Genomic DNA, 14,885 nt, shown 5'->3' with positions numbered 1-14,885 from the left:
ATGTTCCCTTAGCTGCTCGAACCGCCAGAACTCTTGCCCGATCCACCCCAGCCACTGCGTGCGCTGGCCTGGCTGCCGAAGCCGCCGCGGGAGGTGGACGATGCAACGGACACCGGCTTGCTGCGGGTGATGCTGTCGGTGTAACTGCTACTGCTGCCGTACCGCGCCTGATTCGACCGGTTGAAGGTCGAGCCTGACGAGACGCGCTGACTGAGCGTTGAGTTTGAGTAGCTACCGCGATCATCGCGATAGCGGTAGACCGGCTCGGAGTAGTAGCTGTTGCGGTTGTTGCTGAGCATGTTGCCGATCAGCAGCCCGGTCAGCAGGCTGCTGCCGGAGAAGCCCGAGCCCGAGTTTGCGGCGCTGGCTTCCGACGCGGGGAGTCTGGCCTTGGCCGCGTCTACTTCGGCCTGTGTCACCTCGCCATCGGCGCTCAGCTCGAAACCGCCGAGCTTGGGGATGAACTTGCCGGCGGAATCCTGCTGGCACCAGTCGGCGACAAAGTCGGCGTCGCAATCGGCCTGGTTGTCGTACACCGGCGCAATGCTTCGATGCTGGGCCATGGCCTTCATGTAGGCGTCGGAACAGATGTCGACCGGGAGCTTTTCATCCGCGCACTGCTGAACAGACTGGAAGTTGTACTTCTTGTGTATCTCGTAGGTTTTTTCCGTCGGCCCGCAGCCTGAGATCGCCATGGCGACCGACGCGGCCAGCGAGAGCTGAACGTACTTGCTTCGTTTCATCACAATCTCCGTGGCGCGATCAGTTCTGGGAAGGAGTCATGCACGCGGCGTTCAGCATGCCGACGCTGATGGCTACCGCTGCGACATAGATGCCGGCAGCGACTTCACCTTTGCGGATGCGTTCGGAAGTGCCTTTGAGCACCAGGCTGGTCATCAGGAATGCCAGCAACTGGACGAAGGCTGCGATCACCGCCCAGACCACGAAGTCGAGGATGCTGATCGAGTAGGCAATCACATTGCTGGCCGGAATAGCGAAGCCGATGATCGCGCCACCCAGGGCAATTGCAGCCGCAACGTTGCCCGAACGGATCAGTTCGAATTCTTTGTGCGGTGTGATGCGGGTGTAGACGAATTGGAACAGCGCGAACAGCACGGCGGCACCGAGGATGTACAAAACAAACCCGACCACGGCGGCCTTGTTCAGGGAGATGGAGAGCGCTTCAAGCATGGGAATCTTCCTTTTTAAAGAATGTTCAGATCGGTTGTGTACAGCGAAATACCCAGCGAGGTGCTCAGGCTGATGGTGCCTTCTGCGTCTTCCTCCACGGAAAACAGCAACAACTCGCGCCGATCGGTCAGGCCGGTTTCGCGGGCATACAGCATCGAGCGGTGCTCAATGGTGTAGGACTCGTCCGGGTTGACGACGCGCTCGCTGAGCGGGACCAATTCCGTCTGGCCGTTCTCGGTGCCCCACTCGCGGGTGTATTCGATGCCGTTATGGGTGTAGGTCGGCAGCCCGATCAGGCTTTGAGGGCCGGCCAGTCGGCTCAACTCGGCTTCGCTGTTGATGGTCACGTAGCTGAGGTAATTGAACAGAATCACCGACTCGACCTGCCCGGCGACGTCGCCGGTGGTGTGCACTTGCAGCCAGTAGTCTTCGTCGTTCATGTAGTAGCGCGACAGCCAGGTCGACTGCCCGAGATCGACAGTGCCGACGCTCCAGATCTGCTGGGAGGCTACCGGAATGGTCACGGTGGTTTTTTCGTCGAGCAGTAATCTCAGGGTGGTGTCGAACATCACACCTTTACCCTGTGCCAGACCTAGAGGGCCGAGAATCTGCGGACTGTCATTGGCGGTCCACTGCGAGTTCGTCGGGGCCGGGGCCTCAAGCCCCATTAACTGTTTAAACCATCCCATTGGAGATTTCCTTGAGGCGAGTGGAGGCGATGTAGAAGAGTTCGCCGCCCTCAATGCGCGTGGCACTGGGCGGGTTGATCGAAGGTTGTTGCGCACCCTTGGCGCGATAGCCGATGAGGGTTGCGTTGTGGCGTTCTTTCATTTGCGCGTACAGATCGCCGAAGGTCGCCACATAGTTTTGCGGCAGTTTCATCAGGTACTGGGTGGCGCCTTGGCCCACGCACAGTAACTCGTTGATGACCACGGATGAGCCTGGGTCCTGCGACGCGCGCACCAGCATCTCGATGGCCATGCTTGAGGTGCATTCCAGGCTGGGCGCGTAAGAGCTGGCCAGCGCGGCGATTTCGCTTTCATTGAAGTGGGCGACCACATGACCGACAGGTTTCAACTGATTGACCGCCAGCACCGTGGCCAGGGTCAGGTCGTCGGAATGGGTGCGCACCAGAACGCGCTCGGCGCCGGGAACGCCGGCGCGTAATAACAGTGCCGCAGAGGACAGGCTTTCACCTTTGATGTACGCGGCTTTGCCCGGCATGGGGTTTTCTTCAAGGTCGCAATCGCAAATGACGATCAGGTTGTCGTTGGAGGTTTCATCCTGAAGCAACAGCTCAATGACCCGTTCGCTGGACGAACCCGCCCAGCCAATAAGAACCGTATGGCCAACCTTGCCGGTGAAATCGCCTTTGCCCTTCATGCCTTTTCTCCATACATCGATAACGCTGCTGGTGGTTTTGCCGATGGCTGCCGTCAGCAGCGCAATGCCCCCGAGCATGACCCAGGTAGCCACGAAAATGCGTCCCGCCGACGTCTGTGGCGCAAGATCGCCATAGCCGACAGTGAGCGTGGTGGTGAGGTAGAAGTAGGTAAACGTGGCGGGGGTGGTGAGGTGTTGTTCGCCCAGAAGCACCAGGCCAAGCCAGGCCGTGCTCAGGTGTACGCCCAAGGCAATCGCCAGTCCTGCCCAGCCGAATCGGTGGAAGAAGGACGCGGCATACACGCGTAATAAAAGAAAAATCGACATTACGTCCCTGACTCCGTGGGATGACTCGTTCCTGGCAATGCGCAGGCCCGAACCCTGAACGTTCTATTGCCTTTACCGGGCGGCATTAAACCTGTTGCCGGGCGCCGAGAGAAGTACTTTGGCTGCAATAAACCCTGCAAATGCCCCGGCGATATGGCCTTCGAAGGAAATCCCCTGACGCGGCAGGAAGCCAAAGACCAGGCCGCCATACAACAAGGCAACCACACCGGCCGTGATCAAGTTACCCCAGCTGTGCTGGAACCAGGCGCGGGACAGAATGTACGCCCACAGCCCGAATACCCAACCGCTGGCGCCGATGTGTGATCCGGAAAACCCGAATAGCCAGACCAGCAAACCGCCCAGCCCGATGATGATCGCGCTGACGGCCAAGAATCGGTTGAAGCCTTCGACGATGACCAGGGTGCCGAGGATCAAAAAGGGAATCAGGTTGGCGCTCAAGTGCGCGAAAGAGGCGTGGATAAAGGGTGAAGTGATGATGCCGACCAGCCCGTGCAGTGTTCTCGGGACCAGGCCAAATGCAACAAGGCTGTAGCCGGTCACGGCGTTGAGCACTTGCAATGCGACCATGAAGATCGCCACGCCGGCAATTGTCTTGAAACCCTTCACGGCATCCATCCTTGACCTCGACTCGAAAGAAAACTAAACACCGCAATCCATGTGGGAGCGGGCTTGCTCGCGAAAGCGGTGTGTCAGGCAACATTGGTGTCGACTGGCATTCCGTCTTCGCGAGCAAGCCCGCTCCCACAGGTTATGCGCCAGGCATCAGCGCAGGGCCGTGTTACTCAGCCGATTTCTTCTTCAGGCGATCGAGGATCGCGTTGGCGCTGCCCGAATCCGGGGTAATGCCGGCTTCGCGCAGTTTGCGCTCCAGGTCAGTGCCGGTCGAAGCGTCGGCCAGTTCGTCCTGGGCTTCGAGTTCAGCAGCGCGTTGCTGCTGCTTGGCCTGCAGGCGGTTCAGTGTACCGACGGCGGTTTCGAGCTTGCCGTTGGCGCCGCCACTGGCGATCGAAGCGCTGACCTGGGCTTTCTGTACGCTTTCGCGGGCCTTGGCCATGTCCACTTGCTGGCGCAGGCTTTTGATGCGGCTTTCGGCCTTGGTGATGTCTTTGCGCATGTTGTCTGCGTAACCGCCAAATTCGGTGGCCTGCTTTTGCTCGACATCGAGTTCATTGGTCAGGGTCGAAATGGCTTCAGCCACTTCCATCGCCAGGTCTTCACGGTTGGCCTGGATCGCGGCCATGGCCTTGGTTTCCAGGTCCTTGATCTTGGCGTTGTACTCGGCCACGCGGTCAGCCGACAGTTTGTGCTTGGCCATGATGGTGACCAGCTCGCGCTTGGCGTTGGCCAGGGCGCTGTCAGCATCGCGAATTTCCTGGTCGAGGATGCGCAGGGCCTGTTGGTCGACGATGGATTCGCCGACTTCGGTGGCACCGCCACGCAGCGCGGTGAACAATTTGCTCCAGATGGACTGTGTCATTGGATATTCCCTGTTCCTGAAAAATTAATGGAAGAAACGTTCAAAGGCTTCGCTGGCGCGCTGCACATTGTCGACGAGGGTTTTGACCTCGGTCACGACGTTGGTCAGGCTCGAATCGGAGCTGAGCGCGCCGAACATGTTGTAGACGACCTGCCCGTTGGGCATCGACTCGATACCGATCGAGGACAACGGGAACAACTCACGGCTGCGCAGGACGGCATCGTTGAAGGCCGGTACGTCCTTGATCGTCTCGACGTCCACCAGCACGGTGTCGACGATGATCTGCTCGCCCACGACTGCGATGTAAATTGGCAAGCCACCGAAGTCGTTCATTTCCAGCTTGATGCTCGACTCGGAGCCCTGGACGAGGGACAGAGTGATGTCGTTCGAAACCACTTCATCAAGGGCCTGGAAGGCGCTGAAGAGGCGGTCGATGTTCCAGTTAGTACCTGCGCTCATGTAATTCTCCGACATGAATGAGCCAGCCAGAATCGGTTGGCGTAGCTGTTTCTCCATCTGCTTGAGCAGGCTTCGGTTTTCGGGAAGCACCCAAGTCTCGTGTTTCACATAACCGGCAGCACCCAGGCCCGCACGCATCTGCTTCATATAAAAGCTCGACGGTTTTTTCGCGGACGGTTTCGAGCGCTCTCCCTTGCGGCTCGCTGTATCGGTAACAGACTCGGCAGGCGGACCTGATGGAGAGCGGCTTTTCATACTGGTGACTCCGTTGTGAAAATCTCACGCGTGAGAAACACTACAGTGATTTTTTGCACCTCTCAATAGCTCACGCGTGAGTTTTTTTGATGAACCAAAACGCAAAGGCCCGCAGCGCGAGAACGCTGCGGGCCTTTTGTTTTTCGAGTTGTTTCAGAGGGGCGCGTTAGTGGCTGGCGGCGATGAATTCGTCAGCGGAGACCACGCTGGCATAGGCGAAACCCAGAGACGACATAAAAGCGGCGTGAACATGAGCCGCTGGAACCGTAAAGCCATTGAACTCCAGGTCGCGGGTGGCGCAGGCGTCGTGAATCACCGTCACGGTGTAGCCAAGGTCGGCGGCTGCACGAGTAACGCCATCGACGCACATGTGGCTCATGCTGCCGACGATCACCAGGTTCTCGATGCCTTGCTCATCAAGGATGGCTTCCAGATCGGTTTCGCGGAACGAATTGACGAAGTGCTTGAGCACCACCGGCTCGTCGGTGCGGTTGAGGACTTTGGGGTGCAGCTTCGCGCCTTCGGAGCCCGGGGTGAAGAACGGCGCGTCGTCGGAGGTGAACTCGTGGCGGATGTGCACCACCGAATCACCGGCATCGCGGAAGGCCTGAATGATCCGGGCGGCGTTGTCCGCCGCAGCGTCGGCACCGACCAGAGGCCACTTGCCGTGGGGGAAGTAGTCGTTCTGGATATCGACTACGATGAGCGCTTGCTTGGCCATGGGTGTTTCCTCGAAGTGTGTGTGGGCGTGGAATGAAGTATTGGCGCTCACCGACTCTCCGAGGATTGGCCGCACCGACAATAGAAGGGGAAAACTGACAATGGGCGTAGAAAGGGCAGTCGCCGAACTGGGCGTGCTGATCTATCCCGGCGCGCAGATGGCGGCGGTGCATGGGTTGACGGACCTGTTCGGGGTCGCCAACCGGATCGCCGCCGAGCATCAGGCGGCGCAGTTGCCGGTGCTGCGAGTCAGTCATTGGCGGGTCGAAGGCGATCAGGCGCCCGAGCGGGTGTATGACAGCCATCCCGGCCCGGACAAGACGTTGGTGGCGGTGATGATCCCGCCATCGATTGGCGGGTTTTCCGAGAGTCAGGCACCCCAAGGGCTGATCCGCTGGATTCGTCAGCAACATGCGCAAGGGGCAACGCTGGGCGGCGTTTGCGTGGGCTCGATCCTGCTGGCCGAAAGTGGCCTGCTCGACGGGCGCAGCGCCACGACCCATTGGACCTCGGCTAAAACCTTCGCCGAACGCTACCCGGCGATCAAGCTCAAGGCCGATACGCCCATCGTCGATGACGGTGACCTGATCACCACCGCTGGGCTGATGGCCTGGTCCGAGTTGGGTCTGCGTATGGTCGACCGCTTGCTCGGGCCAAGCATCGCCGCCAGCACCGCGCGGTTTCTGGTGGTGGAGCACAGCGACAGTGCCAGCCAATGCGGCAGTAACTTTGCGCCGATTCTCAGCCATGGCGATGCGTCGATTCTCAAGGTCCAGCATTGGCTGCAAAGCACCGGTGCGACCGATGTGTCGCTGACGGCGATGGCCGAGCGGGCCGGGCTGGAAGAGCGCACCTTCCTGCGTCGATTCCGTGCGGCGACCGGGTTGAAGCCCACCGAGTATTGCCAGCACCTGCGGGTCGGCAAGGCCCGGGAAATGCTCGAATTCACCAACGGCACCATCGACCACATCGCCTGGACGGTGGGCTATCAGGACCCGAGCGCGTTTCGCGCCACGTTCAAGAAAATCACCGGGCTGGCGCCGAGTGATTATCGGGCTCGGTTTGGGGTGACACCGCCTGTCGCTGTGGCCCGGTAGCAAACATCAGCGCAGATCAAACTGTGGGAGCGGGCTTGCTCGCGAAGGCGTCGTGTCAGTCAATATAAATGTTGCCTGACACATCGCCTTCGCGAGCAAGTCGAATCGTCGTACCGCCGCTCCCACATTGGATTTGTGTAAGGCTCCGGTCGTGCAAAATGCCGGAGTCTTGAAGGCCTTCGTGCAGAATCAAACAGGCTCAACGCCATCACCGTTTGAGCAAGCGACTGATTTGAAAGCCGTTTGCCCTCAGCCACCGTTGGCCTGATCTCTGCACCCCTCCAGTTACATTCATCAAGCGCAGATTGAGGGGGACGCATGACCCCAACAAATCGCAAAAAACTGGTCGTTGCCCATTCCGTGCGACCGCAAGCCCCGTTGCACGAAGTCGAAACCAATCGTGCGCTGGCCCGTTGGCTGGCGCAGATCCTCGGGCTCAAGTACGGCGGCAGCTACGACCTCGAACTCCACAGTGGTCGTGATCTTTACCTGCTACCAACCCAGACGCTGGTGGGCGCGGCGGCCGCTCGGCAATTGGGCGTCAAAGGACCCGAAGATTTGTGGGGCGGCTACGTCGACCATGACTTCATCTGCACCAAAGCCATCAGCCACGGTTTGCTCAATAGGTTGGCTCATGCGCCGCAAGGCTGGTCGCCGCTGTTTTCCGAGCGGGTGCGCAGTGTCGTGCTCGATGGTCTCAGCGTATTTTCCCTTGAGGACGCCCGGCCGGCGGCGGAGCACTTGCTCTACAGCGGGCCGATCCGCCTCAAGCCGATTCACGCCTGCGCCGGGCGTGGTCAGGAAGTGATCAAGAGCCTCGACCAGTTCGACGCCATCCTCGCCCGGCCCGACGCCGAACAGCTCTTCACCGAAGGCGTAGTGTTGGAGCAGGATCTGCAAAAGGTCGTCACCCACAGCGTCGGCCAGGCGTTCATCGGCGATAAAGTGTTGAGCTACTGCGGTGATCAATACTTGACCGAGGACAGTCAGGGCGAGCAGGTCTATGGTGGTTCCAACCTGCTGGTGGTGCAGGGCTACTACGCAGACTTACTGAAACTGGAATTGCCCGACGATGTGCGGTTGGCGATCCAGCAAGCCCAGGTGTTCGACAGTGCCGCCGACGAGGCCTATCCCGGTTTCTACGCCTCGCGACGCAACTACGACATCGCCCAAGGCCTGGACAGTAACGGCAAGCAGCGCAGCGGCGTGCTCGAACAATCCTGGCGCATGGGCGGTGCCAGCAGCGCCGAAGTCGCGGCGTTGCAGAGTTTCGTCAACGACCCTGGGATGCCCGCGATTTGCGTGTCTTCGGTGGAGACCTACATCGACCAGCCGCTGCCGGCGGACGCCATCGAGGTGTATCGCGGCCCGGCGGAAAACGGCGACTTTCTTCTCAAGTACGTAACGGTTAAATCCTATGACGGCTAGAAGCGAAACCATTGGAATCGACATTGACGGCGAACAAATGGTCGGGCACGTGCTCAGTCCCAAATCGAAAGTCCCGGGCGTGCTGTTTGTGCACGGCTGGGGCGGCAGTCAGGAGCGGGACCTGGAGCGGGCTAAAGGCATCGCCGGTTTGGGTTGTGTCTGTTTGACCTTCGACCTGCGCGGGCATACCGGTGGCACTGGCATTTCGTTGTCGAAAGTGACCCGCGATGACAACCTACGTGACCTGCTGGCAGCCTATGACCGCTTGCTCGCACACCCGGCCCTCGACACCTCGGCGATTGCGGTGGTGGGCACCAGTTACGGTGGTTATCTGGCGGCGATTCTCACCTCGTTGCGCCCGGTGCGCTGGCTGGCGCTGCGGGTGCCGGCGCTGTATCGCGACGAACAATGGCACACGCCCAAGCGCGATCTGGATAAGGTGGATTTGCTCGATTACCGCAGCACGCTGGTGCACGCCGACAACAATCGGGCGCTGCATGCCTGCGCGGCGTTTACCGGGGATGTGTTGTTGGTGGAATCGGAGACCGACGACCACATCCCTCACGCGACCATCATGAGTTATCGGGCGGCGTGCCAGCAGACTCATTCGCTGACTCACCGCATCATCGACGGCGCCGATCACGCCCTCAGCGACCCCATTTCGCAACAGGCCTACACCTCGATCCTGGTGGACTGGATTACGGAAATGGTGGTGGGTGAGCGGTTGAGCATTATTCAATCCAGTTGAATGTGTGGTGGTCTCACGATCATTCGCGAGCAAGCCCGCTCCCACATTAGACCGCGATCAAATGTGGGAGCGGGCTTGCTCGCGAAGGCGGCATTCGCTTCACCACACGTCTCAAGAAGGCTTCTTCTCAATCCGCAACGCCTTCGCCTTGGCCTCCACCACCAAATACATCACCAGCGTAATCAACAACGGCAAAATGAAATAAATCGCCCGATAAGCCAGCAACCCCGCCACCAGGCTCCCGCGCGATGCCTCATGTTGCAGCAGCGCCACAAACACCGCCTCCAGCACCCCAAGCCCCGCCGGAATGTGCGTAATGACCCCGGCAATCGCACTGATCAACAACACCCCCAGCACCAGCGGATAGTCGAGCTTGCTCGGCAGCAGAGTGAAAATCACCGCCGCCATCAACGACCAGTTCAGCGCCCCAAGCGCCAGTTGCAGCACCGCCATGCGCAGCGACGGCAGATTAATTTCCACCCCGCGAATCGCCCATTCCCGCCGCTTGGAAAACTGGCACGCCGCCAGATACCCCGCGCTCACCACCAACAATAAAACCCCGACGCCTTGCAACGCATCACTGCTCAACTTCCAGCCCGGCGGCATTCGCACCAGACCGCTGCTGAACACTGCGCCGGCAATCACCATGTAGCCAAACCAATTGGTCGCCAGGCTCAAGCCGAGGATTTTCGCGATGTTGCCTTTGCTCACCCCGAGCCGCGAATACAGTCGATAACGCATGGCGATGCCGCCGACCCAGGCACTCAGGTTGAGGTTGAAGGCGTAGCTGATGATCCCCACCGGCAAGATCTGTTTCCAGGTCAGGTCCTGGCGAATGTAGGTGCGGCCGATCAGATCGAAACAGGCGTAAACCAGAAAGCTCAACAGCGTCAGCCCTGAGGCGATGATCAGCGTGCGCACCTTGAAATCGGCCAGGGTGTCGAACACTTCGTTCCATTCGATACGCTGGGCGAGCATCGTGAACAGCACGATCAGCGCGAGGAAAAACAGCACCGTCAGCGGCGTTTTCCAGCGACTCCAACGGGACTTGTTTTGGCGCTCGGCGTGGGCGGCGGCGTGCGCTTCAGCGCGGCTCATGGCTGTCGCTCCCGGCCCGATGGATGAAGGGTTTCAAGCGTGGCTTGTGCGCCGGCAGCCACCCGGCCCATGCCGGAAAATGTCGCAGGAAGTGAAACACCAGAAAACCGACGGTCATGTGCCAGACCCGCCCGCGCGGGGCGCTGTCCGGGGATATGGCTTTGCAGTGGTTATTACTCAAATCTTCAAGGCGCTTGAACAGTTCGCGGTTGAACGCGCGATCGCGGATCAACACATTGGCTTCCAGGTTCATCGACAGGCTCAACGGGTCGAGGTTGCTCGAACCAACCGTGCTCCAGTCCTCGTCCACCAGTGCGACTTTGCCGTGCAACGGGCGGTCGCCATATTCGTGAATCTGCACGCCGGCCTTGAGCAAATAGTCGTAGGTCATGTGCGCGGCAATCTTCGCCACCAGCATGTCTGGCTGACCTTGCAGAATCAGCCGCACATCGACGCCACGGCGCGCGGCATTGCGGATCTCGCGCAGCAGACGAAAACCGGGAAAGAAGTAGGCGTTGGCGATCACGACGCGGCGCTGAGCACTGCGCAACACTTGCCGATAAACCTCCTCGATGTCGGTGCGATGGTCACCGTTGTCGCGGTAGACCAGCCGAACCTGACCGTCATGGTCGTTGAATGCCAGTTCCGCACGTCGTTGCTTGCGCCGTTGCCACCAATACTTGGCCCGGGCCGGGCGACCACTTTGCAGCAGCGCGAAGTGATGAATGTCCGCCACCGCCGGGCCTTGTACTTCAACGGCAAAATCCTGCTTGGCCTCGGGGCCGAAATCGGCCAAATGGTCGGCGGAAAAGTTGATCCCGCCAAGGAACGCAATCGTGCCGTCGACCACCACAATCTTGCGGTGCAAGCGCCGGAACCAATTGGTGCGGATGCCCAGATGCTTGGGCGCCGGGTCGAACATCTGGATATGCACGCCGGCCTTGTTCAGGTCGGCGAGGAACCCCGTGCTCAACTCGCCGCAACCAAAGCCGTCGAGGCTGACGGTGGTGCGCACGCCACGCCCGGCCGCTTCAATCAGAATCTGCTGAAGCTCATTGCCGACCTTGTCCTCGAACAGAATGAAGGTCTCCAGCAGGATTTCAGTCTGGGCCTGGCGCAACGCCTCAAACACTCGTGGAAAGTACGCCTCACCATTTTCCAGCAGTTCGACCCGGTTGTTCCCGTGCCAGCCGTAGACAACGTCGACCGCCGCCGGCTCGCCCCGCGGCGGCGCGGAAATCTGTTCCGCAGTGGCTTTTTCCATCGAGGGATTGTTCATAGCTCGATCTCCACCGACAGCGGGGCATGGTCGGAAAGATGTGACCAGGGCCGCGCCGCCAGCACTTGCGGACGGCTGGCCTTGAGGTTGCGCACGTAGATGCGGTCCAGGCGCAATACCGGCCAGCGCGCCGGAAAACTGCGGGCCGGTTTGCCCTGGTGTTCGGCGAAGACTTCGCGCAAGCCACAGAGTTTGAGCACGGTATCGGCCCGTTGGCGCCAGTCATTGAAGTCGCCCGCGACGATCACCGGCGCATCGCCTGGCAGCTCTGCGATGCGCCGGGCCAGCAGCTTCAGTTGCTCCGTGCGGTGCGCTTCATGCAGCCCGAGGTGCACACAAATGGCGTGTACTTCCTGGCCGTCACCGGGCAGGCGCAGCACGCAATGCAGCAAGCCACGGTTTTCGTGACCGCTGATGGACACGTCGAGGTTGTCGTGGCGGATGATCTGGAATTTCGACAGCAACGCATTGCCGTGATCGCCCGCCGGGTACACCGCGTTGCGGCCATAGGCGAACTGCGGCCACAGCGTGTCGGCGAGGAATTCGTATTGCGGCATCATCGGCCAGTTGCTGTAGCGCCGGGGATGCTGTTCGTGGGTGCCGTGGACTTCCTGCAAAAACACCACGTCGGCGGACACACTGCGCACCGCTTCACGCAGCTCGGGCAGGATGAAGCGCCGGTTGAGCGCGGTGAAGCCCTTGTGAGTGTTGACCGTCAGCACGGTAAACCGGCGTACGGTAGCGATGATGGATTGCTGCTCGTCGGTGACGCCGACCGGTTCGGAAATGCTCATGGCAGCACTCCTTCGGCAGCAGGTTCGCCGGGGCGGGTGGCGAGGTCTTTGTCGAGATGGAAACGCTCCAGCAGGCTGCGGGCGTCGAAGGGCGCGCGGACTTTGATGTCGTTATCGAAGTAGCAGAACACTTCCCGGGATTTGCGCGCCTTGGGCTTTTGTCTTGGCGCGATCAAGTGTGGGTCGCTCGGTTGCTGGCCGTGATTCCAGGCGTCGATCCGGTCGCCCCAATGTTTCAGCGCCTGGGGCGTGTAGCCGCTGGCGTAGAGCTCTTCGGCACCGTGCAGCCGCAGGTAGACGAAATCGCTGGTGAGGTCTTCGCGGTACGGCCATTTGCCGGCGGTGTCGGCGATCACCAGGGCAGCGTTGTAGCGCTTGAGCAGGCGAATGAAGGCCGGGTCGACGAAGCTCTCGTTGCGAATTTCCACGGCGTGGCGCAGCGGCTTTTTCCCGTGGGCCTTCAGGCTGGCGTGGCCGTGCAAGTGCGAATCATGCTGACGGGCGAGGGTGGCGGCCTGCTCGGTGTTGTGGGGCAGTTGTTCGAGGAAATGTTCAAACAACTCGGCGTCGAATTTGAAACTGGGCGGGAATTGCCAGAGGATCGGGCCGAGTTTTTCCTTGAGCTCCAGCACCCCGGAGGCGAAGAAATTCGCCAGGGGTTTATGGATGTCCCGCAGGCGTTTGATGTGAGTGATAAAACGCGGGGCCTTGACGCTGAAGACGAAGCCCGGCGGGGTTTCGCTGTACCACAGGGCATAACGTTCGGGCCGTTGCAGGGCGTAGAACGATCCATTGATTTCGATGCTGTTGACGGCCCGCGAGGCGAATTGCAATTCGCGCTTTTGGGTCAACCCCTTCGGGTAGAAGCCCCCGCGCCACGGTGTGTAGCGCCAGCCTGAAATTCCGATATGAATCGCCGCCATGTGCCCTCCCGTCGAATGACCCTCTTACTGCCGTTGTCTTTGGATGACTGCCGGGCAAACCAGAAAGTTTCGACGGGACTACGGACGGTAAACACTTGGAGGATCACCCTCGATCAACTGTGGGAGCGGGCTTGCTCGCGAAAGCAGTGTGTCAGGCAACATTAATGCTGACTGATCCAGCGTATTCGCGAGCAAGCGCGCTCCCACAGGGTTTAGTGACCGACGACGATGCGCGTTGTGCTTTCGGCGTAGACCGGACCCAGGCGATCAAGACGCCCACTCCACATCGTCAACGCCAGGGCCACCAACACCACCAGCCCACCAATCCACGCGGTGTGAATCAGCCCCATATTCGCGACGATCAAACCACCACCCCACGCTCCCCCGGCAATCCCGAGGTTGAACGCTGCGATGTTCAGCCCGGAAGCCACGTCCACCGCATGCGGGGTGTGATGCTCGGCCTGACGCACCACATACACCTGCAACCCCGGCACGTTGCCGAACGCGACCGCGCCCCAGACCAGCACGGTAGCGAGCGCCAGCCATGGATTGCCGGCAGTGAAGGTCAACACAAACAACACCGCAGCGAGCAGGGCGAAGATGATTTTCAGGGCGCTGATCGGCCCACGTTTGTCCGCCAGTTTGCCGCCCCAGATGTTACCGACCGCCACCGAGATGCCGTACACCAGCAATACCAGGCTGACGGTGCTGGCGCTGAAACCGGAGATGTCTTGAAGAATCGGTGCCAGGAAGGTGAAGGCAATGAACGAGCCGCCGTAACCGACCGCGGTCATGGCGTACACCAACAACAGGCGTGGCTGTTTGAGCACCTGCAATTGCTGCAACAGCGAGGCGGGTTTGCTATGGGCGATGTTTTTCGGCACGTAGATCAGGCTGCCGATAAACGCGATCACACCCAACGCCGACACGGCGAGGAAGGTTTCACGCCAGCCGAAATGTTGACCGATGAAGGTCCCCAAAGGCACGCCAGTGACCAGCGCCACGGTCAGGCCGGTGAACATGATGGCGATCGCGCTGGCGGCTTTTTCTTTCGGCACCAGGCTGGTGGCGATGGTCGAGCCAATCGAGAAAAACACCCCGTGGGCCAGGCCGGTGACGATCCGCGCGATGATCAGCGATTCGTAGCTCGGCGCTTTCCAAGCCAGCAGGTTGCCGAGGGTGAACAGCACCATCAGCGACAACAGCAGCAATTTGCGTGGGACTTTGCCGGTGAGGGCGGTCAGCACCGGGGCGCCGATGGCGACACCCAGGGCGTAGAGGCTGACCAACAGGCCGGCGGACGGCAGGCTGACACCGAGGTCGGCGCCGATGGTAGGTAACAGGCCAACGATGACGAACTCGGTCGTCCCGATGGCAAAGGCGCTGAGGGTCAGCGCGAGCAAGGCAATGGGCATGACTGCAACTCCGGTGGGTGATTGATGGAGCGCAGTGTCGGGGTTTGGGTTGTGCGGAAAAATACAGGGGTAGGCATTTGATATTTGCCTGGTGCGCAAAGATCGACCAGGCAACACAGACCCTGTGGGAGCGGGCTTGCTCGCGAAAGCGTTGGGTCAGTCAGCATCAATGTTGAATGAATGACCGCTTTCGCGAGCAAGCCCGCTCCCACATGGAAACTGCGGTGACTGCTATCTCGCGGTCAAAACCGAACTTGCCCGCCATTTCCC

General features: G+C 60.3%; 16 protein-coding genes. 3 read left to right on the top strand and 13 right to left on the bottom strand.

The window, feature by feature from the left end; all coding sequences use genetic code 11:
• Positions 1-8 precede the first annotated feature (8 nt).
• The 8 genes from RHM58_RS04785 to RHM58_RS04750 form a co-directional block, all read right to left on the bottom strand.
• Entirely contained in the window at positions 9-743 is a 735-nt protein-coding gene (locus tag RHM58_RS04785; RefSeq protein ID WP_201255369.1) for a DUF1190 domain-containing protein, read from the bottom strand.
• A 19-nt stretch (positions 744-762) separates the two neighbouring features.
• Positions 763-1,191 (bottom strand): DUF350 domain-containing protein, encoded by a 429-nt coding sequence (locus RHM58_RS04780; protein WP_201255370.1) that lies wholly within the window; start codon positions 1,189-1,191, stop codon positions 763-765.
• Between the two features lie 14 nt (positions 1,192-1,205).
• Complete coding sequence (locus RHM58_RS04775; protein WP_322269778.1) at positions 1,206-1,880, bottom strand: DUF2491 family protein; 675 nt, start codon at positions 1,878-1,880, stop codon at positions 1,206-1,208.
• Positions 1,867-2,901: an ion channel gene (locus RHM58_RS04770; protein ID WP_201255372.1), complete on the bottom strand. Its 1,035-nt coding sequence runs from the start codon at positions 2,899-2,901 to the stop codon at positions 1,867-1,869. Before RHM58_RS04770 ends, RHM58_RS04775 begins: the two co-directional genes overlap by 14 nt.
• Positions 2,902-2,973: 72 nt before the next feature.
• Entirely contained in the window at positions 2,974-3,537 is a 564-nt protein-coding gene (locus RHM58_RS04765) for a rhomboid family intramembrane serine protease (RefSeq protein WP_201255373.1), read from the bottom strand.
• A 163-nt stretch (positions 3,538-3,700) separates the two neighbouring features.
• Positions 3,701-4,399, bottom strand: coding sequence for a PspA/IM30 family protein (locus RHM58_RS04760; RefSeq protein WP_201255374.1), 699 nt, complete (start codon positions 4,397-4,399; stop codon positions 3,701-3,703).
• Between the two features lie 24 nt (positions 4,400-4,423).
• Positions 4,424-5,005 (bottom strand): YjfI family protein, encoded by a 582-nt coding sequence (locus RHM58_RS04755; RefSeq protein WP_201198220.1) that lies wholly within the window; start codon positions 5,003-5,005, stop codon positions 4,424-4,426.
• Positions 5,006-5,279: 274 nt separating this feature from the next.
• Positions 5,280-5,834, bottom strand: a complete 555-nt coding sequence (locus RHM58_RS04750) for a cysteine hydrolase family protein (RefSeq protein ID WP_322269777.1) — start codon at positions 5,832-5,834, stop codon at positions 5,280-5,282.
• A 100-nt stretch (positions 5,835-5,934) separates the two neighbouring features.
• Here RHM58_RS04750 and RHM58_RS04745 point away from each other — a divergent pair, with 100 nt between their 5' ends.
• The 3 genes from RHM58_RS04745 (at position 5,935) to RHM58_RS04735 (ending at position 9,106) form a co-directional block, all read left to right on the top strand.
• Positions 5,935-6,930 carry a GlxA family transcriptional regulator gene (locus RHM58_RS04745; protein WP_322269776.1) on the top strand — a complete coding sequence of 332 codons (996 nt, stop codon included), beginning with the start codon at positions 5,935-5,937 and terminating at the stop codon, positions 6,928-6,930.
• Positions 6,931-7,248: 318 nt separating this feature from the next.
• Positions 7,249-8,358 (top strand): DUF3182 family protein, encoded by a 1,110-nt coding sequence (locus RHM58_RS04740; RefSeq protein WP_201198217.1) that lies wholly within the window; start codon positions 7,249-7,251, stop codon positions 8,356-8,358.
• Positions 8,348-9,106 carry an alpha/beta hydrolase family protein gene (locus tag RHM58_RS04735; protein ID WP_201198216.1) on the top strand — a complete coding sequence of 253 codons (759 nt, stop codon included), beginning with the start codon at positions 8,348-8,350 and terminating at the stop codon, positions 9,104-9,106. The genes RHM58_RS04740 and RHM58_RS04735 overlap by 11 nt, the downstream gene beginning before the upstream one ends.
• 111 nt (positions 9,107-9,217) lie before the next feature.
• Here RHM58_RS04735 and RHM58_RS04730 read toward each other — a convergent pair whose 3' ends face one another.
• The 5 genes from RHM58_RS04730 to RHM58_RS04710 all read right to left on the bottom strand — a co-directional run bounded on the left by RHM58_RS04730 (position 9,218) and on the right by RHM58_RS04710 (position 14,615).
• Positions 9,218-10,204 carry a lysylphosphatidylglycerol synthase domain-containing protein gene (locus RHM58_RS04730; RefSeq protein WP_322269775.1) on the bottom strand — a complete coding sequence of 329 codons (987 nt, stop codon included), beginning with the start codon at positions 10,202-10,204 and terminating at the stop codon, positions 9,218-9,220.
• A complete protein-coding gene (gene clsB, locus RHM58_RS04725; protein ID WP_322269774.1) occupies positions 10,191-11,483 on the bottom strand; it encodes a cardiolipin synthase ClsB in 1,293 nt (430 codons plus the stop codon). The genes RHM58_RS04730 and clsB overlap by 14 nt, the downstream gene beginning before the upstream one ends.
• A complete protein-coding gene (locus tag RHM58_RS04720; RefSeq protein ID WP_322269773.1) occupies positions 11,480-12,277 on the bottom strand; it encodes an endonuclease/exonuclease/phosphatase family protein in 798 nt (265 codons plus the stop codon). The genes clsB and RHM58_RS04720 overlap by 4 nt, the downstream gene beginning before the upstream one ends.
• Positions 12,274-13,200, bottom strand: coding sequence for a DUF72 domain-containing protein (locus RHM58_RS04715; RefSeq protein WP_201198212.1), 927 nt, complete (start codon positions 13,198-13,200; stop codon positions 12,274-12,276). The genes RHM58_RS04720 and RHM58_RS04715 overlap by 4 nt, the downstream gene beginning before the upstream one ends.
• A gap of 212 nt (positions 13,201-13,412) precedes the next feature.
• Entirely contained in the window at positions 13,413-14,615 is a 1,203-nt protein-coding gene (locus RHM58_RS04710) for an MFS transporter (RefSeq protein WP_322269772.1), read from the bottom strand.
• Between the last annotated feature and the right edge of the window lie 270 nt (positions 14,616-14,885).

Source organism: Pseudomonas sp. 10S4 (genome assembly GCF_034344865.1).
Classification (GTDB): Bacteria; Pseudomonadota; Gammaproteobacteria; order Pseudomonadales; family Pseudomonadaceae; genus Aquipseudomonas.
The sequence above is the reverse complement of the archived record's forward strand: the minus strand, read 5'-3'. Positions and strand labels throughout refer to the sequence as shown.